Origin of the sequence: Desulfacinum infernum DSM 9756, from assembly GCF_900129305.1 — a bacterium.
Taxonomy (GTDB): Bacteria; Desulfobacterota; Syntrophobacteria; order Syntrophobacterales; family DSM-9756; genus Desulfacinum; species Desulfacinum infernum.
The window spans coordinates 203,647-225,278 of the sequence record NZ_FQVB01000004.1 but is presented as its reverse complement, the minus strand read 5'-3'; the positions used below and the strand labels follow the sequence as shown (position 1 = coordinate 225,278).

Annotated in this window: 20 protein-coding genes; 2 read left to right on the top strand and 18 right to left on the bottom strand. The window is 63.4% G+C overall.

What is annotated here, in order from left to right; genetic code table 11:
• The 3 genes from BUB04_RS02105 to BUB04_RS02095 form a co-directional block, all read right to left on the bottom strand.
• A partial coding sequence (locus BUB04_RS02105; RefSeq protein ID WP_143156318.1) for a helix-turn-helix domain-containing protein occupies positions 1-131 on the bottom strand: 131 nt, incomplete at its 3' end.
• A gap of 125 nt (positions 132-256) precedes the next feature.
• Positions 257-580, bottom strand: a complete 324-nt coding sequence (locus BUB04_RS20385) for a hypothetical protein (RefSeq protein ID WP_073036479.1) — start codon at positions 578-580, stop codon at positions 257-259.
• A gap of 54 nt (positions 581-634) precedes the next feature.
• Positions 635-1,012: a response regulator gene (locus tag BUB04_RS02095; protein WP_073036477.1), complete on the bottom strand. Its 378-nt coding sequence runs from the start codon at positions 1,010-1,012 to the stop codon at positions 635-637.
• A gap of 359 nt (positions 1,013-1,371) precedes the next feature.
• On the opposite strand from BUB04_RS02095, the gene BUB04_RS02090 reads away from it, so the two are divergent.
• On the top strand, positions 1,372-1,824 hold the full coding sequence (locus BUB04_RS02090) for a hypothetical protein (RefSeq protein WP_143156317.1): 453 nt from the start codon (positions 1,372-1,374) through the stop codon (positions 1,822-1,824).
• Between the two features lie 10 nt (positions 1,825-1,834).
• Here BUB04_RS02090 and BUB04_RS02085 read toward each other — a convergent pair whose 3' ends face one another.
• The 14 genes from BUB04_RS02085 to arsB form a co-directional block, all read right to left on the bottom strand.
• On the bottom strand, positions 1,835-4,033 hold the full coding sequence (locus tag BUB04_RS02085) for a sigma 54-interacting transcriptional regulator (protein WP_178371879.1): 2,199 nt from the start codon (positions 4,031-4,033) through the stop codon (positions 1,835-1,837).
• Entirely contained in the window at positions 4,020-4,973 is a 954-nt protein-coding gene (locus BUB04_RS02080; RefSeq protein ID WP_073036473.1) for a substrate-binding domain-containing protein, read from the bottom strand. Before BUB04_RS02080 ends, BUB04_RS02085 begins: the two co-directional genes overlap by 14 nt.
• Positions 4,974-5,205: 232 nt before the next feature.
• A complete protein-coding gene (locus tag BUB04_RS02075; protein WP_073036471.1) occupies positions 5,206-6,579 on the bottom strand; it encodes a heterodisulfide reductase-related iron-sulfur binding cluster in 1,374 nt (457 codons plus the stop codon).
• 103 nt (positions 6,580-6,682) lie between these two features.
• Positions 6,683-6,991, bottom strand: coding sequence for a DUF2442 domain-containing protein (locus BUB04_RS02070; RefSeq protein WP_073036469.1), 309 nt, complete (start codon positions 6,989-6,991; stop codon positions 6,683-6,685).
• Between the two features lie 31 nt (positions 6,992-7,022).
• Positions 7,023-7,175 carry a hypothetical protein gene (locus BUB04_RS19220; RefSeq protein WP_178371878.1) on the bottom strand — a complete coding sequence of 51 codons (153 nt, stop codon included), beginning with the start codon at positions 7,173-7,175 and terminating at the stop codon, positions 7,023-7,025.
• Between the two features lie 79 nt (positions 7,176-7,254).
• Positions 7,255-7,404, bottom strand: coding sequence for a hypothetical protein (locus tag BUB04_RS19215; RefSeq protein ID WP_178371877.1), 150 nt, complete (start codon positions 7,402-7,404; stop codon positions 7,255-7,257).
• A gap of 276 nt (positions 7,405-7,680) precedes the next feature.
• Positions 7,681-10,797, bottom strand: coding sequence for an efflux RND transporter permease subunit (locus BUB04_RS02065; protein WP_073036468.1), 3,117 nt, complete (start codon positions 10,795-10,797; stop codon positions 7,681-7,683).
• Entirely contained in the window at positions 10,794-11,999 is a 1,206-nt protein-coding gene (locus BUB04_RS02060) for an efflux RND transporter periplasmic adaptor subunit (protein WP_073036466.1), read from the bottom strand. Before BUB04_RS02060 ends, BUB04_RS02065 begins: the two co-directional genes overlap by 4 nt.
• 42 nt (positions 12,000-12,041) lie before the next feature.
• Complete coding sequence (locus BUB04_RS02055; protein ID WP_073036464.1) at positions 12,042-13,394, bottom strand: TolC family protein; 1,353 nt, start codon at positions 13,392-13,394, stop codon at positions 12,042-12,044.
• A 108-nt stretch (positions 13,395-13,502) separates the two neighbouring features.
• Positions 13,503-14,207 carry a cytochrome c biogenesis CcdA family protein gene (locus tag BUB04_RS02050; RefSeq protein WP_073036462.1) on the bottom strand — a complete coding sequence of 235 codons (705 nt, stop codon included), beginning with the start codon at positions 14,205-14,207 and terminating at the stop codon, positions 13,503-13,505.
• Positions 14,208-14,225: 18 nt separating this feature from the next.
• Positions 14,226-14,570: a thioredoxin family protein gene (locus BUB04_RS02045; RefSeq protein WP_353743174.1), complete on the bottom strand. Its 345-nt coding sequence runs from the start codon at positions 14,568-14,570 to the stop codon at positions 14,226-14,228.
• A 564-nt stretch (positions 14,571-15,134) separates the two neighbouring features.
• The gene (locus BUB04_RS02040; RefSeq protein ID WP_073036458.1) at positions 15,135-16,664 is read right to left on the bottom strand and encodes a cation diffusion facilitator family transporter; all 1,530 of its coding nucleotides are present in this window, start codon (positions 16,662-16,664) and stop codon (positions 15,135-15,137) included.
• 199 nt (positions 16,665-16,863) lie between these two features.
• Complete coding sequence (locus BUB04_RS02035; protein WP_073036516.1) at positions 16,864-17,376, bottom strand: rhodanese-like domain-containing protein; 513 nt, start codon at positions 17,374-17,376, stop codon at positions 16,864-16,866.
• A 160-nt stretch (positions 17,377-17,536) separates the two neighbouring features.
• The gene (gene arsB, locus BUB04_RS02030) at positions 17,537-18,727 is read right to left on the bottom strand and encodes an ACR3 family arsenite efflux transporter (protein ID WP_073036456.1); all 1,191 of its coding nucleotides are present in this window, start codon (positions 18,725-18,727) and stop codon (positions 17,537-17,539) included.
• 391 nt (positions 18,728-19,118) lie between these two features.
• Between arsB and BUB04_RS02025 the strand changes: the two genes are divergently transcribed.
• On the top strand, positions 19,119-20,420 hold the full coding sequence (locus BUB04_RS02025; protein ID WP_073036514.1) for a permease: 1,302 nt from the start codon (positions 19,119-19,121) through the stop codon (positions 20,418-20,420).
• A gap of 351 nt (positions 20,421-20,771) precedes the next feature.
• Here BUB04_RS02025 and BUB04_RS02020 read toward each other — a convergent pair whose 3' ends face one another.
• Positions 20,772-21,629: a zinc dependent phospholipase C family protein gene (locus tag BUB04_RS02020; RefSeq protein WP_073036454.1), complete on the bottom strand. Its 858-nt coding sequence runs from the start codon at positions 21,627-21,629 to the stop codon at positions 20,772-20,774.
• Positions 21,630-21,632: the final 3 nt, after the last annotated feature.

The window sequence follows — 21,632 nt, the reverse complement described above, 5'->3', positions numbered from 1 at the left end:
ACCTCAATGGCCGCCTCATCCATGCGCAGATATTTCCTGACCGTGTTGCGGGATAGGCCCAGCTGGCGTGCGATGGCCCGAATCTTCAGCCCGTTGCCTTCATCGTAAAGCGCCTTGATCTTATGAATCACGACCCACTCCTTCAAAGTCTGCCTCCCACCTCCTTTTTGATTTTTCAGAGATGGGGTTGTACGGCCAAATCATCGCCAATGCATCCTCAAGGTGGGTCATTTTTGATGGCCGTAGGTGGGTCATTTTAGTTGGCCATTAACAGCCGCGGCAGAAAATGCGTGCTCACGTTGGGATAGCGCCCCTTCATGACCACCTTCACCCACGAACGGTAGTAGCCGTCCGGGACGTTGTTTTCGCTGAGACACGCGATGGTGCAGCCGTGGCACCCCGTGCAGCGGTTGACGTCGATGACCATCCCGTAGCGCACGGTCGTCTCCTGCGCCCGCGTCCGGACCGGAATCCCCGCCGTGACCGCCGCACCCACACCCACGCTCACCAGGCGAACGCCCATGCCCCGAAGAAACTGCCTTCGGTTGCATCCGCCCCGCTCCTTCTTTTCCTCCTTCATGAGCCTTCCTCCTTCCAGAGCCATTCGGCCAAATCCCGAAAACGTCCCTCGCCGCTAACTCCCCTCTTCTTCCTCCAACCGATCGCAACGCCCGAAGGCCCGCAGCCAGAGCCATAACTCGTCGCGGTCCACGGGCTTGCGAAGACAGACCCGAATGTGTTTTTCGAAGGCTTCCCGCAGTTCCGGGTGGAAAGGACGCCGGGAAAGGGCCACCACGGCCGCCGGCCCCGCCCAGGCCTCCAGCCTCGAAAAGGTGGAAAGGTCGATGCCCTGGCTGTCCAGATCCACGATCACCACCTGGGGCCGCCACGAGCCGGCGCGCCTCCGAAGTTCCTCCAGCGAATCGGAACCCACCAAGACCGCCTGGAATCCTTTCAGGATCCGGCCCATCTCCTCCCGAACCGCTTTATTCCCCAGCACCCCCACATCCATGGCCGCCCTCCGCCGGGATCGTTCGGCAAGGATCGTGCCGATCCCGTCAAGTCCGCAAGGAAGGCCGAAGGGCCTCCGAACAGCCCACGCAAAGGCACGTCAGGGAGACGGCGCCGTGTCCACAATATGGACAGGTGAGCACTCCGGATATGTTTTGCGCCGTAACTGCAAGAGGATAGCGTGTCCTTTTCGGAAACACGCAGGTGGGAAGCGGTCCCTGGATGGACGGTCCGCCGTGGCGGCCCTTTTCATTCATACGGGGTGGCGAATCGGCGGACATCCTCGTTATGATGGAGACAAATCCGACGTTCCTCACGGACGGACGGATGCGGGCCCAAGGAGGTGAGGAGGGAGAGGCCATGGAACGGGAGATGCGGGAGGCTCTCAGCCGAGGCCTGGAAATTCTTCGACGTATCCACGAGATCTATCCGCAGGGGGAATTTGACCGGGAGATGCTCCACGGGGAGATGGATTTTCGCTACCGCCGCATCCATGAACTGCGGCGGGAACTGGAGAAACTTCCCCCCGAGGTGCGCTCGTTTTGTCTCCTGGTGGATACGGCCCCGGTTTCCGAGGCGCAGTTGGCGGGGTTGTTCAGGATGCTGCTTCAAGGCCCCGAGGGTTTGGCGGCCGCCTGGCGATCTCCCGACGAACCCGGCGCGATCGCGGCCGCTCAGGAGCTTGGCATCCCCCGTTCCGCCTTGTATCAGATCCTTGGACGCATGAAGCTCTCCCGGCTGCTGGATGCTCGCCACCGGCTGACGCCCACCGGACGGGCGCTGGTTGAAGCGTATATCACCTTGGAAGAATGAGCGCGGGACACTACCGGATTCGGTGCTTTTTCATCTTGTTGTAGAGGGCGCTTCGGCTGATTCCCAGAAGGCGCGCCGCTTCCTTGCGGTTTCCGCCCGTGGCCCGAAGCGCTTCCTCGATGGCGACGCGTTCCCGGTCCGTCATGGAAAGTCCCGAAACGGACGGCGCGCTTCCCGGAGCCGGATCATGAACCCCGGCGGGCAGATCGGACACCTCCACCCGGGGACCGCGGGCAAGCACCACCGCATGCTCCACCGTGTTTTCCAGTTCCCGAACGTTCCCGGGCCAGGGGTGCCGCAAGAAAACCCTCATCACGTCCGGACTGAATTCACGCACGACCTTGCCGTGGCTTTCCGCGAAACGGCGGAGGAAATGGCGCGCCAGCAAGGGGATGTCGTTTCGCCGCTCCCGCAGCGGCGGAAGATGGATGGGGATGACGTTCAGCCGATAGAAAAGGTCTTCCCGAAACCTTCCGGAACGGACCTCCTCCATGAGGTCCCGGTTCGTGGCCGCCACCACGCGCACATCCACGGTGATCGTCTTGTTGCTGCCGAGCCTTTCCAGTTCCCGTGTCTGCAGAACGCGAAGGAGCTTGATCTGAGCCGATGCGCTGATCTCGCCCACTTCGTCCAGAAAGACCGTGCCGCCGTGGGCCTCTTCGAACCGGCCGACGCGCATGCGGTTGGCTCCGGTGAAGGCCCCCTTTTCATGGCCGAACAACTCGCTTTCCAGCAGGGTGGCCGGATAGGCGGCGCAGTTGATGACCACGAACGGTTTCTGGCGGCGAAGGCTCTTGAGATGCACCGCCCGCGCCACCAGTTCCTTTCCCGTGCCGCTCTCCCCGTGGATCAGGACGGTGGCGTCCGATGCGGCCACGTCCTCGATGAGGCGAAAGACCGTTTGCATGGCGGGGTCTTTTCCCACGATCCCGCAAAAGTCCTTGTCCGAAGCGAACCGAGCCTGAAGATTTCTTCTTTCCAGTTCCTGGTGCACGGCCCGTTTCAGCACGGCAGCGGCTTCGGTGAGCATGGCATGGGCGATCTCCAGCGGTTGCGTTTCGCAGCGGCATTCCGAACCGCACCATCCCATGAAGAGGCCGAAGGGCAAGCCGTCCCGAGCGGCGACGGGAACGAGGGCGCAGTCCCGGCGGGATCCTTCGGCGATCCCCATTTCGGCGATCTCCTCCGGAAGATCGTCCACCCGGTGGACGCCCGGCTGAGACACCCGGGCCAGAAGCGCCGAGCACCAGACCAGCACCTCCCGTGTTCCCGTGATCCGGTGCCCCTTTTCATGAAGAACCGTCAGGTTCTCCCGCGTATCGTCAAACAGGAACACCAAGCCCCGTTGGAAGTGAAGCACCTCCCGGAGGCGCCGGATGACAAAGGGTCCCACATCCCGGAGGGAACTCAGGGCCCCGATGCCTTGGACAACCTCGCAAAAGGTTCGCGTCCGCCGGTGGGCCAGGTCCAATTCGCGGGTCTGCTCCCGAAGCCTCTCCGTATCCCGCTCGATCCGTTCCATCATGCGGTTGAAGGACCGACCCAGCAAGGCCACCTCGTCCCGACCGTCCTCATCCACCCGCACCGCCAATTCCCCTTGGCGGGCCTTCCCGGCCGCTTCGGTGAGGCGCGCCAGCGGCTTCGTGATGCGGCGCACGGCCAGGGATCCCGCCGTCACCGCCCCGCAAAGGACCAAAATGGTCAAGCCCATGATCTGCCACCAGAGCCGGCGCACCTGGGCCCTGTGGGGCTCCTCGCTGAAACCGAGCCTCAGGCGCCCGCCGTGCCCGTCCAGGATCGGCACCGACATGTCCAGGTATCGCAGCCCCTCTCGAGATCTCACCGCGATCACATCCGTTTGCGATTCGGGAAGATCTCCATGGAGGTGCCGCAATTCGTCCGGAAATCCCTGAGGAAAGCTGTGGACCAGGACCGTTCCCCGGTATTCCACAAACATGTAGGCCAGGTCGGGGTGGATCTTCACCTGGTGGTCCACCAGATGCTGCAGCGCCACCAGATCGTTGGTCAAAACCAGATCGGCCGCTTCCGCCGCCAGGGACTCGCCATAGGTGCGGGCCTGGGCGCGAAGGGACTCCATCAGGACACGGCTGTAGCGTTCCGTGGCGATGGTCGCCACCGAAAGGCTGCTCACGATCACCGACAGGGCAAGGCCCAAGAGCAATCGAGTGGTGAGACTATGGAGCCGCATCTTTTCCCTTCGTGGGGTTTTGGAGGGTGGCCTGAAGGGCCTCCACGCTTTCATACCAGTCCGCTTGCGGGGGGACGAAGCGGTCGATGTGGAGCTCATCCAGGATGGCTTTCCCCTGGGGATCCTCGTTCATGGTGAGCAGCACGGTGCGAAGGGTCTCTTTTACCGCAGGGTCCAGTGCCGGCGAAACCACCACGGGGGGAATGCCGAAGGGTTGGGAGCGGCGGATGATGCGCGTTTTGGAAGTCCACCGGGAGTCCTTGGCCTGGTAGTAGTCCCAGATGAGGCTGTCCACGGAGGCGCCGTCCACCAGGCCCTTGGCCACCGCCAGGATGGAGTTGTCATGGCTGTAGGTGAAGATGATCTTTGAGAAATAGTCTTCCGGGCGCTCCCCCAAGCGAAGCACCCAGGAGGTGGGGACCCATCGTCCCGTGTGGGAATCCGGATCGGTGAAGGCAAAGGTCCTGCCGCGAAGATCTTCCAGGGTTCGGTAAGGCGAATCCTTTGGAACGATCAGGTAGGCCCGGTATTCGTGGCTTCCCGAAATTTGGGGCGTCACCAGAAGTTCCATGATTCCCCGCCGGGCCCCCAGCACGTAAGGCCCGGAACAGACGAGACCCACGTGGATTTCGTTTCGCGCGAAGAGCTCGTTCACCTCGCCGTAGGTTTTTCTCTGAACGAGCTCCACGCGGCGGTTGGTCCTGCTTCCCAGATACCGGAGGAATTCCCGGTAGTGGTGAAAGGTTTCGGTGGGGGACACCATGGCGGATACGGCCACGCGAAGAAGATCCGACGAGGACGACGGGGCCGGATCCGTCACGGGCCGGGTCTTGGAAAAATCCACCGTGACCGGCCCGTCGTCTTGGGTACAGCTCCACAGCCCCAACAACCCCAGGAGAATCAGCAAACAAAGGGCGCGCCGCCGCCCGTTATGAACCATTCGATCGCCCCCGCATCCCGTTCATGCCGGCTGTTCCGTTCGCATCCATTCGCCGTTTTCCCTCAGCCTAAACTGAGCGATTTTTTCTTCGGGTGTCTCTTACACCGCGTGATTAGCGGGCGGGGATAAACCCCGCCCCTACCAATAGGTCCGTGCGTTTTTGTAGGGGCGGGCTTTACGCCCGCCCTTGAGGACCTGTCCATGTGAAAGAATCGTCCAATTCAGGCTCAGATTAACCATCGCGACCCTGGGGAGCCAAGGGGGTGGACCCCGCCAGGATCTCCAGCGGGTGGACGACGGCATAGGGAAGGTTGTGCCGGAACTGAAGCCGGCAGCTGAGGCAGTCGGTGACGATCCCGTCGGGCTCCAAGGTGCGGATCTTCTCGAAAAGCCGTCCGCCCAGTTGGAGTGAGATCTCGTGGAATTCACGCTTGAAGCCCAGAGATCCGCCCATCCCGCAGCAGTCCGTGGAACTTCCCACGCGGACCACCTGGAATCCCGAGATGCGGGACAAGATTTCCAGGTAGGATCCTCCGTTTTCCTGTTCCCTCTGGTGGCAGGGTTCGAAGTAGACCCACCGGCCCCCGGGTCCCCTTTTGGGAAGGATTCGCGAATCCACTTGGGCGAGCCCGCGCACGTACTCTCCCAGGTCGTGGATCCGATCGGCCAGCTCGATGCGTTTTTCCGGGTCCAGGGAGGGGAAGAAGTCGTCGGCCAACCAGCTGGGCCCGTACGTCCGCGGAGGCATGGGAAGCGGAAGGACCTGGGTGAGCGCCGGGGCGGCGTCGCTGCGTGCCCTCCTTCCCGATCCACCGCAGCCGGTGGCCAGGCAGGCGTTTTCCTTCAGGATCACCCGCAGGAAGTATCCGCAGGTGGGGCAGGAACAGACCAGATCGTAGCCGGCATCGCTCAGCCGCAGAAGTGTGTCCAAGTTGGCCCGGACACGCTCCAGCGTCCGCTTTTCGTCTCCCTCCACGGCGGTGGGCATGCCGCAGCACTGCTGTTCCGGCACGTAAACCGATACGCCGCACCGTTCCAGGACGGCCACGGCCGCCCGCGCCACTTCCGGAAAGAGATAGGCCGCCGTGCAGCCCACGAAATAGGCCGCCTTTCGACCGCCTCGCGATTCTTTGCGAAGCCCTCTCCGATCGGCCCAGGCGAAGAAATCCTCCTTTGCCGGCAAAGGCAGCCGGCGATCCGGCTGAAGCCCAAAAAGTCGGGCGACGGCAGCGGAACAGGTGCGCCGTTTCAAAAGGAAGGAGGCCGCCCGCCGAAGGAGTGCCGGCAAGGTCCCCACGCTCTGAAGGTCGGAAAGAAGTCGCGCGTCGGGACTCAGGCCATCGCGGCGAACGCGTTCCGCCTTGGCCCGAAGCAGGTTCGCCCGCACATCGGGACACGGGCACAATCCGCACAGGGTGCAAAGGTCCGTGAGCTCCAGCAGCTCCCGGTCCTCCACCGGCGGGCCGCCCTCCTGCTCCCGGTCGTGGAGTTCGAAGATCCTGGGAAAGACCAAACAGCATTCGTCCATGAGGAAGCGGCAGATGTCGCAGTCCGTGCACCCCGAGACCATCCGCCGCACGTATTCTTCCGGTTTTCCAGGTTTCATATCCAGCAACTTCCACCCAGCCCTTGGTTGCCTGCGATTGTCGCTATCTCAGGCACCTGCCCGTCACTTCGAAAGATCCTCAACATCGCGGATGCCTCGTTTGTCATCCGTCGGACACCTTTCCGGCCCTGGGCGGGGTTTTGGGTGGTTCCATCCAATCGGGCAGCGCAGAACCTGTGGCTTCCGCATAGAGCGTTTCCGGTGCGATATCTATGGCGTCACCCCAGGTTAGGACCCCCAGTTCTTCGTGGATTCTAAAGTTCTTGAAGAACTCCAGATCCTTAAATCGTTCAAACACGCCACCCTTTGACAAGTACTTTGCAAAATCGACGACCCCTGTCGCCCCATCTTCAAAGGTAAGCTCAATCTTATAGTCGCCCTGATATTTCGCCGATATCACGTCTTGTATCATGACTCCACCGTATTGCTGCCCGAGCGCACCATCAGTCGAGATGCGACTTGAGGGCCTTTCTTTCGTCCGCTTCCAGACGCTTGAGAAAGACCTTGATGAGGCGAAGCGCCTCGTCCTTGTCGCCGTCCAGAACCACCGCCTTCATGGTCATGTATTCTTCCCGGGTCACGTTCAGAACCGGCATGGGCGCCTCCTTTCCTGCGTTACCTGGAGCTGAATCGATCCTTTTGGGCGGGGCCGTAACCGGCCTCGAAGACTGGCACTCAATGGGTCTTGAGCGCCTCCTTCACCCGCTTGGCCAAAACGGTGCGAAGGAAGTCCAACGCCGCCGGGGCGTCGGCGTCCATGTCGATCCGCACCACCTCCTGTGCCTCTTCCGGGCTGAGGGTCAAAACGATGGGTTTGAGTCTCATGGCGTCACCTCCTGCACGGGGAGGGGCTTGTTTGGAAAGGCGCTTCCCGGGCGGGGATAAACCCCGCCCCTACCCAAGATCACAGGCCGCCTTTGCAGCGGCTGCTTTATGCTCTTCAGGTCCTCCCGACCCAGCCCGAGTGGACGCCGAATCGACGCGATCTATCTTGCCTGCGCGCCCGTCGTAGGGGCGAATAATCATTCGCCCCTACAGTGGGGTACCTCCAGGGGACCCGTTTGATCCTTCATCGTGGCGGACTTCCGTACCGGGAGCCTACTACCGCCACAGGCGGGCGGCCAATCGTCCCAAGTCGTCCAGCAGCGTGTAGGTGACCGGCGTGATCACCAGGGTCATGACCGTTCCCACCAGCAGGCCGAATCCGGCCGCCGTGGCCAGAGGGGACATGCGTTCGAGCCCCACCGCGGTCTCCAGGATCATGGGCAGCATGCCCACGAAGGTGGAGACGGTGGTCATGAGCACGGGCCGGAGCCGAAGGCGCACCGCCTGCTCTAACGCCTCGTTTCGAGCCATTCCTTCCGCCAGGGCCTGGCGGATGAAATCGATCAGGAAGATGGAGTTGTTGATCACCACGCCGGCCAGCAGCAAGATCCCCATCATGGCGGGCATGCACATGGGCTTTCCCAGAAGGAGCAGGCCCCACATGGACCCGATGATGGCCAGCGGAATGGCCACCAGGATGGGAAGCGGCAGGCTGAAAGAGCGAAAGGTTCCCACCAGCAGGACGATGAGCAGCACCAGACCCAGGAGCACCGCCTTCATGACCCGCTGCATGCTCTCCTGCATGTCCGCCGCCGTTCCGCTCACCTTGATGTGCATGTCGCCCGGCAGCTGCACCTGCTTCAGCCGGGTGCCGATCTCACCCAGGACCTGGCTGATCCGCCGGGTGCGGTTGTAGCCGGTGATGTCGATGGTGTTCTGAAGGTCCTCCCGGGTGATGAGGGTCTGGGTGGTGCTGCGCTGAATCTCCGCCAGGGTTCGAAGCGGCACGGGCCCCTTGGGTGTGGGGACCGGAATCTCACCCAACCGCTTGGGCGAGCGCACCCACGGATCGTCGTAGGCCACCCGGATGGGAACGTCGAGAAAACCCTTCAACCGAAGCCCGGAAACGGGCACGCCCCCCACCGCGACGCGAAGCGCCGACGCCACGTCCGCCGGGGTGACGCCGTAAAGGCGTGCCGTTCGAGGATCCACGCGCACGTGCACCTCTTCCTTGTCCAGCCACCAGCCGGGCACCACGTCCACCAGACCGGGCACCCCTTCGAGCCGTCCCATGATCCGGGAGGCGGCGCGGCTCAGATCCTCCGGCCGGCGACCGCCCATCACCACCAGGTCGATGGGCGCCCGGGACGTGGCCATGGGCGTGGCGCCGTATTCGTACACCTGGAGCGATCGGATGCCGGGAAGCGCGGAAATCCTTTCGCGCCACTCGTCTTCGATCTCCCAGATGGTGCGGTCCCGCTGATCGCGGGTGGTGAGAGTCACAATGAGAAAGGCCTTCTGGGCCGTCTGGCCGCCCGCCCCGAAGGAAATCTCACCGGGCTCCGACCCCACCACGGACGAAATCATGCGCACGCTGGGCTCTTCCCGAAGAATCTTTTCCACTTCCGTGAGGGTCTTTTCCACCTGGCCGACCGACGCGGACGGCGGCAGCTCGAAGAGGATGTTCATGATGCCCGTGTCCATGGCCGGCATCAGTTCCCGGCCGATGAGCGGCGGGACGATCTTCATGGTGAGGGCGAAGCAGGCGAGCGCCGCCAGCATGGCCAGCCAGCGCCTCCGAAGGGCCGCGCGAAGCACCTTCACGTAGAGGTCCGCCAGGGCGTCCACCGCCGTGTTGAAGGGAAGCACCAGCCGCTCCACAAGGTTTCGCCGACGTTCCGAGGCCCCCCTGCCTCCGATGAGCTTCAGCGCCAAGGGCGGCACCACGAAGACGGCCACCAGCAGGGACCCCACCAGGGCGTAGGCCAGCGTGAGCGTGAAGCGGCGAAGGACCTGCTGCACGTATCCGCCCGAAAACATGATGGGTATGAGCATCACCACCGTGGTGAGCATCCCGGCCGTAATGGAAAGAAGGATTTCCCCCACGGCTCCTTCCACGCACCCGCGGGCGTCTCCGGGACAGATCCTCTGGTGCCGATGGATGTTTTCCACCACCACCACCGTGGCGTCCACCACCATTCCCGTGGCGATGATGAGGCCGGAAAGGGTCACGATGTTCAGGGTGTGGCCCGTGAAGCCCAACATGGCCACGGCGAAAAGAAAGGAAAGCGGGATGCTCACCAGCGCGATGGTGGATGAGCGCATGTCGGCCAGGAACAGAAAGATGATGACCACGGTGAGCGCTATGGACATGTAGAGCGAGGCGCGCATGCCGGTGGTGTTCCGGTCGATCAGAGGCTGCTGGTCGTTGGTGATTTCGAACCGAATATCCGGCCAGCGTGCCTGCATCCGCGGAAGCGCCGCCTTGACCGTTCGGATGACCGACATCAGGTTGCCCCCGTCGGCCCGCAGCACATTGACGGCGATGGCGGGCTCCCCGTTACCATGATAGAGGCTTCGGAGATCCTCGATGCCAAGCTCCACGCGGGCCACGTCCCGCACCCGCACGTCGGCGTCCCGGCTCCTTTGGATGACGCAGTCGCGAATATCCCGAAGATCCCGAAACTCCCCGATGGTCTTCACCAGCGCCTCGCCGTCTTCACTTTCCATGAGCCCGGCCGGCGTGGTGATGTTCTGGGCTTGAACGGCGGCCATCACGTCCCGGGCCGTGAGGCCGTAGGCTTCCAGGCGGTCGCGGTCGAGCCACAGGTTCACCTGCATGCGCCGGCCTCCGAAGGTGTCCACGTCGGCCACCCCCGGCAGGTTCAGGAGGAAATCCTTGATGTCGTTGTCGGCCAGGAGCCGGATGTGGGCCAGATTTAAAGAAGACCCTGGCTTGGGGCGAAGCGCCAGGGTGAGTACCGGCCGGGTGGCGTCCGTCACGGGATAGATGCGCGGCTCCAGGATGTCGGCCGGGAGTTGGGCCCGTATGCGGCTCAGGGCGTTCTGGATGTCCACCACCGCCTGCCCCACGGGCTTCCCGTAGCTGAAATGCGCGTTGATGGACGCCACCTCATCTCGGGACGTGGACGTAAGTTTGGTGAGCCCCGGGATGCTCGCCAGCTCCTTTTCCACCACCTCCGTGATCCGCCGGCTCACGTCCACCGCGGCGGCCCCGGGTTCCACGATGATGACCGCCGCCTGCGGCGGGTTGGTGTCGGGAAAATACTCCGTGGGCAAGGTGAAAAAGGCCCGAAGGCCCACCACCGCCGTAAGAAGCGCTCCCACCAGCACGGCCCACGGGTTTCGCAGGGCCCATCCGTGCGGACTCATGAGCGCACCTCCTCCGACACCGCCATGCCTTCATGCCAACGAATCCACTGCAGGTATTCACCCACGGCCACCGATTCGTCTTCCCGCAGGTCCCCCTCCACCAAGGCCCGATCTTCGGTCATGAAGACCACGCGCACCGGGATCTTCTGCAATCGACCGGAACGGACGCCAAAGACGAAGGACGCACCGTCCGTTTCCACCACCGCGCGCCGGGACACCGTCGTCCCGGTCCCTTCCTTCACCACCACGTCCAGGGCAAGATAGGAACCCGGCCGAACGGGCTGCGAACAGCTCCACGGAATGTCCGCCTCCACGCGGACCGACTTGGCCCCCTCCAAGGCGGGAAAGACCCGGCTGATGCGGGTCTCTTCCGCGAAATGGGGCACGCCCTCCGGCCAGTGAACCCAAATCCTCAGGCCCGGCCGAAGGAATCCCAGATCTTCCTGAACCGCTTCAAAGACGATCTTGGCCGATGAACAGTCCATGAGCTCCAGGAGCGGCTGGCCGGGCTTGGCCAGGTCCCCCACGTCCACCATGCGCCGGGTCACCACCCCGGAAACGGGAGCCGTGATGCGGGTGTAGGAAAGCTTCGTCCGGGCCTCCTCCCATTGGGCCTTTGCGGCATCCATCTCCCGGCGGACGCTCCGCCGTTCCGCCGCCAGGGAATCCAGCCGGCCCACCGCTGTGTCCAGCCGGTTGCGGGAGGCGTCCAGGGCCGAAGCACTGATCCCCTTCTTTTCAAAAAGCTTTCGATCCCGTTCGAATTCCGTGCGCAGGAAGGCCACGTTTCGGCGGGCCGCCGCGATGGACGCTTCCAGAGCCTCCAGTTTGGCTTCCAGGGACTCCACTCGAGCCGCGAGCGCCCTCACTTCCGCCTGGATGTCCCGATCGTCCAGTTCCGCGAGCGGGTCTCCCTCGCGGACCGCGTCCCCTTCATCCACCCGCACGCTCACCACGGTGGCCGTGATGCGCGGCGCCACGTTCGCCGTGGCCGCCGCCTCCACGAACCCCAGGTAACGCATCGTGTCGCGGAGCGTTTCGCGCACGGCCTTGTCCACCTGAACGGGAACGGGCCGAGGTTTCCACTGGGGAGCGGATGCCAGTCGCTTTCGCGCCTTTTTCACGCCCAGGGCGAGTCCCATCACCACGAGAAGACAGATCACAATCAGGATAAGCCGCTTGCCGATGCTCTTGGTTCCCATCTTCCTTCCTCACTTGTATCCGGAGATCGCGGGCGGGGATGATCATTTCCCCCGGGCAAGGCGGGTCAGGTCCTCTCCCACCGCTCCGCGCCACTCCAGCAGCGCCAGTTGGGCATCCACCTGGGCCTGGCTGTATTCCACCTGCGCCTGAAGGAGCGCCGCCTGGGCGTCCAGGACGTCGTTGATGGTGTTCTTTCCCGCCTGGTACTTGTCCTGTTCGATCCGAAGGGTCTCCTCGGCCACCGCGACACTGGTCCGGGTGACCCGGAGGCGCTCGGCACTGTCTTTCAACCGAGCGTGGGCGCGCTCCACGTCCTCGCGGATCTGAAGATCCACGGCCCGAAGGCGCTCCCGGGCCTGCTTTTCCCGGAGGCGGGCCTGGCGGATGGAGGCCCGGACGGCGCCGCCTCGAAAGAGCGGCAGGGTGGCCCGGATTCCGGCCGCCCAGGTGTCTTCGTGATCCATGGCACCGGAGGGCCCGTCCTGATCGTAGGGAAGGCCGTTTCGAAGCCCGTAGCGGCCGAAGGCCTGGATTTGCGGAAAGACGTCGGCCCGGGCCGCTCGAACCGCCTGGCGGGCCTGTTCCAACGCCAGCGCGGCCGTCCTGTGTTCAGGGCGCGCTCCCATGGCCTCCGCCAGCCCCTCTTCCACGGTGGGAAGCTTCAGGTCGGGCGTCTCCAGAGCGCCGGCGATGTCGAAATCGGCTCGACCCTTGAGATCCAGGCCCATCAACCGTCCGAGAAAGACCAAGAGAACACGCCGGTCCGCTTCCAGAGAGGAGATCTTCTGGTCTAGGCTGGCCACCCGCACCCGGATCTTCATGTGGTCCACGGGAGCCGCCCGGCCCACGTCCAGCTGATGCCGCACCAGCTCTTCCTGGGCGGCCAGGGCCCGGCGCGATCCTCGGGTGGCTTCCAGAACGCGATCCAACTGGAGGATCTTGTAATAGGCGGAAGCCACATTCAGCACCACGTCCCGGCGGCCGGATTCAAAGCGCGAAACAGCCAGGTCCTTTCCCAGCTCCGCGATCCGCACCTGAGCCCACCGCCGGCCGCCTTCAAAGAGCGCCAGCCGCGCCGTCACGGCGGTATCCAGCAGGTCGCGGTCGAAAGCCCCCGGCTCGTTGTTGGCATGGGCAGGGACTATCCGCTGGGGTTCCCCGGTGCGAGTGTAGGAAGATTCCAGGTCCAAGGAAGGAAAAAAGGCCGCACGGCTTTTCGCGATCTCCTCACCGGCTGCTCGGACGCCCAACTCCAGATCCCGGATCTGCGGATTTTCGGCCAAGGCCCGCTCAACGCATGCGGGAAGATCCCAGGCTTCGGAGGCGGCCCTTCCCGGGCCGGCGAGGCCCAGCAGGAGTGTCAGAACGAGCGCGAAGACGCGGAAGATGGGCATGCTTGGTCTGTCCTCCATCACAGGTGCCTTTTCCATGGGCTCGGCGGTCCCCGGCGCTTTCGGAAACGCTCCCGGAAAAAGACCGTCGCACCTGGTCGGTCTTCACGACTAGCTGAAAAAAAACGGGCGCAGGATGAAATAGACTCCCAGCACGGCGATGGCGCCTCCGGCCGCCCGACGAAACCATTCGGTCCGTTGCTGAAAGGCTCCGTTTTCCATGATTCTTCGGATGAGCGCGGTGAAGCTCCCGGCCACCGCAATGGGCAGACAATGGCCCATGCCGAAAGAGAGGATGTAGCCGACCCCGGTGACAATCTTTCCCTGTACGGTGATCACCGCCAGGATGGGGGCGATGAATCCGAAAGTGCACGACCCCGAAAGGATACCATAGGAGAGGCCCAGGACCAGCGCGCCCCAAAGGCCTCGCAGCTGAAAGCGGCCCAGGTTGGCCCCGGGCATCCGGCAGATCGGTACTCCCATCATGTCGCAGGCCACCCAGAGAAGCAACAGCCCAACGGCAATGGTCCAGTAGGGACTCACGTCCCCCAGCATCCGGCCCAGCAGCGCGCAGACGACCCCGATGGCCGCGATGGTGATAAAAAGCCCCACCGTAAAGACCACGGCGTAACGGGCCGCCTCCCGCGGTTCCAGAAGGCGGTTTTGGCCCGCCACGTAGCTCACCACCAGGGGGATGGAAGCCATGTGGCAGGGACTCAGGGCCACCGAGATCATGCCCCACAGAAAACATCCCAGGAAGGCCAGCGCCCCCTGCCCGCTCATCCACTGGTTGACGGCGATAAAGAATTGGTCCATGCCGTTTCTTCCCCCGAATCATTCCACGCCCAATTTGCGGAACACGTGGACGATGCTCTTCTTGTCGAGAAATCCCACGTGCCGGAAGGCCTCCTTGCCGTCCTTGTCGTAGAAGATCTGGGTGGGAATGGCACGGATGCCGAACCGTCGGGCCGCCTCCCGATGCTCCCACACGTCGATGAAGATGACGGCCGCCCGCCCTTCGTATTCCTTCTTGAGCTCTTCCAGGATGGGCGCCATCATCTTGCAGGGGATGCACTTGTGAGCCCCCAGATCCACCAGGGTGACCATGCCGGGAACGGGTATCTCGGCCGTGGAATCGGCCTCCGCCCAGGCGGTTCCGCCCGCCAAGGCCGTCAGCATGAAAACCGCCAGCACCCACGTCATGGTTCGCTTCATCCTCGTCCTCCGTTTTGAGAAGATCAGCTGTGTATTGCCATATAGGCATATAGCGACCAAAGGTCAACCCCCGGTTTGAACATCCAGGATCTTTCCAAAAGACATTCTGAAAAAAGTGGAGACGGCCGCTTCGCTCGTAGCGCAGCCATTCACGGCTGCGGAGGAATCCCCGGACATCGGGTGGACCATTGGGCATTACCCTTCATGTTCCGGGGTTGATGTGAAAGAACTGTGTTTTCGGTCGCTTGTAGGAGCGGCCTTGGCCGCGATTGGGATCGCCGGCAAGCCGGCTCCTACAGAAAGGACTCTCCCTTGACGACATCTTTCATCTGTGCGGGGTGGCGCAAGGAGCGCCATGACTGTTAGGATGATCCTTTGCCGCGGGGCTGAAGCCCCGCGCCTACGAAAGAGGTCGGGTTCCTTGCCGATGGATGACGGAAGCCCGTTCTCGGACAGGCTCTCAGGTCCATACCGACAGCCCGCCCGTCCCCGCCGCGGGATCTCCCGTTCCCCCCGAACGGAGCCCGATCAACGACGATCCCCGCCGTGGCGATGGTGATAGGCCGTGACGGCCAAGGCGATTCCCAGCAGCACGGCATCCCGAAGCGCGGACCAGGCCATGGAGGAGAAAAGTCCGGCACCGTGGCCTCCGGTGGAAAAACACCCGCAGTCGATATCCAGGCCGCGCGCCCAGTTGAAAAGCACCGCCGCGAGAAAGACTCCGAGCAGTCCGTCCGCCGCCAGGAGAGCTCCGGCCACCCCGACGCCCACCACCAGGCACAAGCCCACCAGCGCTTCCAGCCAGGGAAGGATCAGAGCCGTCCCGTTCACGGCCCAGGCCGGAAGGATCTGGTAGTTGAAGACCACCTGGGCGAATTCCCGGGGATGGAGGATTTTGTCATAACAGGCATAGAGGAACACAAGGCCCAGAAGCATTCTTCCGATCAGGTAGAGACCCCGGCCCAGCGTCCAAGATTTGGTACCGGCGCCGCGCCCTTTGGATTTCACGGCTCCGCCGGATGGGGCCTTCCCGCCTTCGGTGCCGTTGCAGGACAGTTCGCAGAGAAGGGATCCCTGCCCGCAAGGGTTCGTTTCCAGCTGCACCACCGGATGATCGATGCCGTACTGTTCACGGAGCCTTCGGTGCACCACCCGCTTGATTAGTTCCGCACGACTGAGCGGCTGATCGTCCACCACCAGATGACACGAAAAGGCAATGCTCGACCCGCCCACACTCCATGCGTGCAGGTAGTGGGCGTTTTGGACGCCGGGGATCCGTTCCAATTCCTCCTTGATCCGGGCGATGTTCACACCGGCCGGTGCGGCGTTCATGAGGACCGCCACCGCTTCCCGCAAGATGGTCCAACAGTTCTTGAGGATGAAGAGGACGATCAGAAGGGAGAGCGCCGGGTCCAGCCAGTTCCACGGCTTCACCATCAAGACGGCCCCGTTGATGAGCACCGCCACGGATGTGAGAAGGTCACCGACCATGTGCAGGAAGGCACCGCGAACGTTCAGGCTGTGGGCGGCGTCCTTGTGCAGGAACCACGCGGAAAGCCCGTTTCCCGCAACGCCCACGGCCGCCAGGGCCATGACCAATGAGCCCGAAACCGGTTCCGGATGGCGGAACCGATGGAGCGCTTCCCAGACGATGTAGCCCGAAGCCCCCAGGAGAAGCGCCACGTTGATGAGCGCCGCCAGGACCTCCGCGCGACGAAACCCGAACGTGTGCCGGACCGTGGCCCCCCTTCGAGCGATCACAAAGGCCGCGTAAGCGATCACAAGTGCGGCCAGATCGCTGAAGTTGTGGGCGGCGTCGGAAAGGAGCGCCACGCTGTTGGCCAGAATCCCTCCCACCACCTGGGCCGAAGGGATGGCCAGGTTGAGGGCCATGGCGGCCAGGAGTCGCCGGCCGGAGGAGGCATCCACCGGCGGATGGTGGTGATGCCCCAGGTGGCCGTGGTCGTGGCAGCATCCTCCGTGACCTTCGGTCGGATCATGGGGGTCCGCCGTTTTCAGCGTTCGCGTCTCGTGGACCGTTTCCGTGCCCTGACCCATGACATTCCTTTCCCTTCTTGCCTGATTTCATCGAAACGATCGGGGTCTCGCTCGGCCTTCTTCAAAATCGTCTGAGCGCGTAGTCGAATTGCAGCTTTCTTTGCATGGCCGGGTGCCGACGGGCGGGCATAAAGCCCGCCCCTACAGGAACGGATCGAGATTTTCGGTAGGGGCGGGGTTGATCCCCGCCCGCCTCAATTCAATCGCCCGTGGCCGTCGGGAGTCCCGCGTTCAACCACACCGACCAGCCGTTGACGAGCACCCGCACGTTCTCGTAACCCAGGGCCTGGAGCGCCACCGCCACTTCCCGGCTGAGGCCGCAGGCCTCTCCATCGCAATACGTGATGATCCGCCGATCCTTTTCGATACCTGAAAGGACCTGGGGCGCCGCCTCATCGAACATGGCCCACGGGAGATTGAGCGCCCCCAGGATATGCCCTTCTCGGTAGCTTTCCGGGTCGCGGGCGTCCACAAAAAGGGCGTCGCCCGAAAAGAAGGATTCTTGCGCCTCCTCCAAGGAGATGACAAGGGAATCGCCCCCTTCCGTTTCCAGCCGGCCCGCCGCGCCCCAATCCCCCACCCACGGGATCGGATTGGAGCGAAGCGCGTTCGCCAGCAAGGCCAGGATGCAGGCCGCCGCCACAAGCGCCAGGAGTTGCCCCGCCGCCCGGATCCACCAGCCCGAAGCGGATTCTCTCGCCGTCCCTGCCATGAGCCCTCCTCCCTCCTTCATCGGGTTTCGGGCCGACCCTACACCGCTCCTTCATATTCTGCAACAGCAATTTAGTGGTCCCGCCCACGCAAAAGGGGGCGCCCCGCGGGACGCCCCCTTTCTTTGCGACCGTTCCGTCGCGTGCGGTTCGGACGCCGGATCAGGCGCCCGACCGCCGGAACCAGTGGCTCGTTCCAAGGCAGATCTTCACCAGCATGAGCATCACGGGCACTTCGATGAGGACCCCCACCACCGTGGCCAGGGCGGCTCCGGAAGACAACCCGAAAAGGAGCGTCGCCGTGGCGATGGCCACCTCGAAGTGGTTCGATGCGCCGATCATGGCCGACGGCGCTGCATCCTCATAGTGGAGTTTCAGAATCCGCGCCAGGCCGTAACCGAGCCAGAAGATCAGGTTGGTCTGGATGAAGAGCGGGATGGCGATCCAGAGGATCGTCAGGGGGTTGGCCACGATCACGTCCCCCTTGAAGGAGAAGAGCAGCACCAGAGTCACCAGCAGCGCAATGATGGTGATGGGGGTGAGCACGTGCAGGAACTTTTCCTGGAACCACTCCTCGCCCTTGGCCTGGATGATGAGCTTCCGGGAAAGATATCCCGCCACCAGAGGCAGGGCCACGTAGATCCCGATGGAGAGCACCAGGGCCTGCCAGGGAACGGGAAGGCGCCCCACGCCCAGCAGGAACCCTCCCAGGGGCCCGTAGAGCAGCAGCATGGTGAGGCTGTTGATGGCCACCATGACCAGGGTGAGCCCGTCGTTTCCCCGGGCCAGATAGCCCCAGACCAGGACCATGGCCGTGCAGGGGGCGATCCCCAACAGGATGCACCCGGCCAGAAAACTCCGCCACAAGGGCACCTGGAGCATCTTCACGCCCTCGTGCATCACCACCGTCCCCACCCCGTGGGTCGCCCCCACGGGAAGGTTCAGCCCCAGGGGCATCTTCACGTAGTCCACGGCCTCCGCGCCGATGAAGGACTTGAAGACATAGCCTAGGAAAAAGAGCGAGATGGCGTACATGGTGAAGGGCTTCACGGCCCAGTTGACAAACAACGTCAGGCCCACCGGCTTCAGGTTCTTGCCCGCTCGAACCACCTGCCCGAAATCGATCTTCAACATGATGGGATACATCATGAAAAAGAGACAGACCGCGATGGGGATGGACACCACCGGCGCCTCCCCCACATAGATGGCCATGCCGTCCAAGGTTCGGGCCACCCCGGGGGCCACCCTGCCCAGGGCGATCCCCGCCACGATGCACAGAACGACCCAGACCGACAGGTACTTTTCGAAGGCCGTGAGGCCCCGTCCTCCTCGTTGTGCCGAATCAGCCGCCATGACAACCTCCCTGGAAAGAGTGCATTTGCGTTGACATATGCCTGCATTTCCATATTGTGCCCGTGGACGCCGACGAAGACCCACCCCGCGCCGGACACGGACTTCGAGCAGGAGATCACAAGATCACCTGCACATCGCCCCTTATATTTACGGAGGGAGATATTGTCAAGGCGTACCCGCGGGTCGCGGCGCCGGGGCCGGGAAGGTTGCTTTCAAGGCCCTTGACAGGCGGCCGTTATATTGCCATAGTGGCATATAGCCGAAGTAACCAGCGCTCCGGCGGCAGGGATCGAACCGGAAAAGGAAGGAGAGCATCATGGGACAGGTCAAAGCGACTGAGACGGATTTTTCGGTGGAGGAAGCTCCTCTGGAGGAGCAGGAAGAGAGTCAAATCGACTGGCGGGAGATCTGGAAGCCCCTCACGATCATCGTAGGGACCTTCCTGATTCTCTTTTACCTTCCCCTGGACAGTGATCGCTTCCGGGTGGCGGTGCTGGAATCCCTGGCCCTGGCCAAGTGGTACGCCCAGGAACATGTGCTTCTGTGCCTGGTTCCCGCCTTTTTCATTGCCGGGGCCATCGCCTGTTTCGTCTCCCAGGCGGCGGTGATGAAGTACCTGGGCGCCGGAGCCAAGAAGGTGCTGGCCTACGGGGTGGCATCGGTTTCGGGAAGCATCCTGGCGGTCTGTTCCTGCACGGTGCTGCCGCTTTTCGCGGGGATCTGGAAACGCGGAGCGGGCTTGGGCCCCGCCATCGCCTTCCTCTACTCGGGACCGGCCATCAACATCCTGGCCATCGTGCTCACCGCCCGCATCCTGGGGCTTCCCCTGGGGATCGCCCGCGCGGTGGGAGCCATCTCCTTCAGCATCATCATCGGTCTGGCCATGCACTTCATCTTCCGTGAGGAGGAGGAAGCCAAGGCGGCCGCGGCTCTTCACATGCCCGCTCCCGAAGTGGAACGGCCCCTGTGGCAGAACGTGGTCTATTTCGCCTCCATGGTGGGCGTGCTCATCTTCGCCACCTGGGGGAAATCCTCGTCTCCCGTGGGCTTTTGGAACGCGGTCTATGAGATCAAGTGGTATCTGGCGGGCGGTTTCGCCCTGCTCCTCGGGGTGCTCCTGGTTCTGTGGTTCAGGGTGAAGACCTACAAGATCGCCCTTTCCGCCGCGGTGGTCATCGCTCTTGCCTACACCTTCCCCCACGAGCCTCTGGTGGCCTTTTCGGCGGGCATCATCGCCCTGGTGATCTGCCTCACCACGACGCGGGGCGAAACGGAAACCTGGTTCCTCTCCACCTGGGATTTCACCAAGCAGATCACGCCGCTTCTCTTCGCCGGCGTGCTGGCCGCCGGGCTTCTGTTGGGCCGACCCGGGGGGGCCGAAGGGATCATCCCCTCCGCGTGGGTGAGCGGTCTGGTGGGCGGAAATTCCGTGGGAGCCAACCTGTTTGCCGCCGTGGTGGGGGCGTTCATGTATTTTGCCACGCTCACCGAGGTGCCCATCCTGCAGGGCCTCATCGGAGCCGGCATGGGAAAGGGCCCCGCCCTGGCGCTGCTTCTCGCCGGTCCGGCCCTGAGCCTCCCCAACATGCTGGTGATCCGAAGCGTCATGGGCACCAAGAAGACGGTGGTCTTCGTCTGCCTGGTGGTGGTCATGTCCACCGTCGCGGGGCTCATCTACGGGGCGTATTTCTGAGGGAGAGACAAGGATTCACGTCGATTCGCGTTTATTCGCGGTTCTCTTTTACATTATCCCCAACACGGGGAGCCCGTGACAACGAAGGATGGAACGCACCTTTGGGAAGCAGACCCCTGTAGGGGCGAATGATTATTCGCCCCTACAGGGAGCGCGCAGGAACGGAACGAGGTCGCCTTTCATGGAAATGGGACGATTCTTGCCTGTCGCGACGTTGTGGCGGCTGGGCGTAAAGCTCGCCCCTATGAAGGCAGACGGAGCTGTTGATCAGGGGCGCGATCGAACCCAGCCGCCACCCGGAGGAAGAATCCACTTTTGGAGGCACCAATCGTGATTCGCCGCTTTGGACCGTCAGTCCAATTCCGGTCCGGGCGGGATCTCTTTCAGCGCATCGGAGAGCCTGCCGGCCAGATCGACCACCGATCGGGCCAGGAGCCGGCCGTCGAAGGGAGCCAGTCCGTTGGGAGCGGGCCGCGGGGGCACCTGGCCCATCAGCTCCGCCAGCCGCGCTTCCCGAGGCACCACCAGAGAGCCCAGGTGGCGCCCCCACCGGGTGGAGATGAGCACCTCATGGAGGCGGTCCGTTCTGGGATCGGAGAAGAACCGAAGCAGGGTCGCCTGCCAGTAGAGGCACCGACGGACGCTTGGCTCGGCGGGCACGTGACGCGGCAACACGGCTCCGAGCCACCGCCGAAAATAGCGCGGGGCCGGGTGCGTCCGGTACAGCTCGCGGCGAATGCGGTCCAGCACGTCGCAGAATCCCTCAGTCGGTCCCACCAGAGGAATCCACTGGGCTTCCAGCTGTCCTTCCAGCCACAGGTGGCACGACTTGGGCTTCAGTCGATAGTAGCGACAAGGCCAGAAAGGCGGCTCGCTGTAGTAAACCACCAGCCCGTGCCAGTAGGCATCGGCCACCAGGTGGCTCATGAACCCCAGAAGCCAGGAGGCGTAGCGCGGATCCCGCCTCGCCTGCCGTCCTCTCAGGAGCTTCCGGCAGACACGGGCCCCCTTCTCCCCCTGGAATCGGTGCAATAGCCTTCCCACGCGTGACAAGGTGAACCGGGGTATGTCATAGAAGAGGGTGTCCGGCATGACGGCACCCAGCAGGTAGGACTCCGTGTCCAGCCGGAAGGACCCTTCCTTTGCGGTGGCGCTCAGGATCCCGGCCGCTTCCCGAGCCAACAGCATGTGAAATCGCTCTTTGGGCATGGA

Excerpts from the sequence above, each read along its gene's own strand:
- BUB04_RS20385 (WP_073036479.1), bottom strand. The coding sequence starts at position 580 with ATGAAGGAGGAAAAGAAGGAGCGGGGCGGATGCAACCGAAGGCAGTTT.
- BUB04_RS02095 (WP_073036477.1), bottom strand. The coding sequence starts at position 1,012 with ATGGATGTGGGGGTGCTGGGGAATAAAGCGGTTCGGGAGGAGATGGGC.
- BUB04_RS02090 (WP_143156317.1), top strand. The coding sequence starts at position 1,372 with ATGGAACGGGAGATGCGGGAGGCTCTCAGCCGAGGCCTGGAAATTCTT.
- BUB04_RS02085 (WP_178371879.1), bottom strand. The coding sequence starts at position 4,033 with ATGCGGCTCCATAGTCTCACCACTCGATTGCTCTTGGGCCTTGCCCTG.
- BUB04_RS02080 (WP_073036473.1), bottom strand. The coding sequence starts at position 4,973 with ATGGTTCATAACGGGCGGCGGCGCGCCCTTTGTTTGCTGATTCTCCTG.
- BUB04_RS02075 (WP_073036471.1), bottom strand. The coding sequence starts at position 6,579 with ATGAAACCTGGAAAACCGGAAGAATACGTGCGGCGGATGGTCTCGGGG.
- BUB04_RS02070 (WP_073036469.1), bottom strand. The coding sequence starts at position 6,991 with ATGATACAAGACGTGATATCGGCGAAATATCAGGGCGACTATAAGATT.
- BUB04_RS19220 (WP_178371878.1), bottom strand. The coding sequence starts at position 7,175 with ATGCCGGTTCTGAACGTGACCCGGGAAGAATACATGACCATGAAGGCG.
- BUB04_RS19215 (WP_178371877.1), bottom strand. The coding sequence starts at position 7,404 with ATGAGACTCAAACCCATCGTTTTGACCCTCAGCCCGGAAGAGGCACAG.
- BUB04_RS02065 (WP_073036468.1), bottom strand. The coding sequence starts at position 10,797 with ATGAGTCCGCACGGATGGGCCCTGCGAAACCCGTGGGCCGTGCTGGTG.
- BUB04_RS02060 (WP_073036466.1), bottom strand. The coding sequence starts at position 11,999 with ATGGGAACCAAGAGCATCGGCAAGCGGCTTATCCTGATTGTGATCTGT.
- BUB04_RS02055 (WP_073036464.1), bottom strand. The coding sequence starts at position 13,394 with ATGCCCATCTTCCGCGTCTTCGCGCTCGTTCTGACACTCCTGCTGGGC.
- BUB04_RS02050 (WP_073036462.1), bottom strand. The coding sequence starts at position 14,207 with ATGGACCAATTCTTTATCGCCGTCAACCAGTGGATGAGCGGGCAGGGG.
- BUB04_RS02045 (WP_353743174.1), bottom strand. The coding sequence starts at position 14,570 with ATGCTGACGGCCTTGGCGGGCGGAACCGCCTGGGCGGAGGCCGATTCC.
- BUB04_RS02040 (WP_073036458.1), bottom strand. The coding sequence starts at position 16,664 with ATGGGTCAGGGCACGGAAACGGTCCACGAGACGCGAACGCTGAAAACG.
- BUB04_RS02035 (WP_073036516.1), bottom strand. The coding sequence starts at position 17,376 with ATGGCAGGGACGGCGAGAGAATCCGCTTCGGGCTGGTGGATCCGGGCG.
- arsB (WP_073036456.1), bottom strand. The coding sequence starts at position 18,727 with ATGGCGGCTGATTCGGCACAACGAGGAGGACGGGGCCTCACGGCCTTC.
- BUB04_RS02020 (WP_073036454.1), bottom strand. The coding sequence starts at position 21,629 with ATGCCCAAAGAGCGATTTCACATGCTGTTGGCTCGGGAAGCGGCCGGG.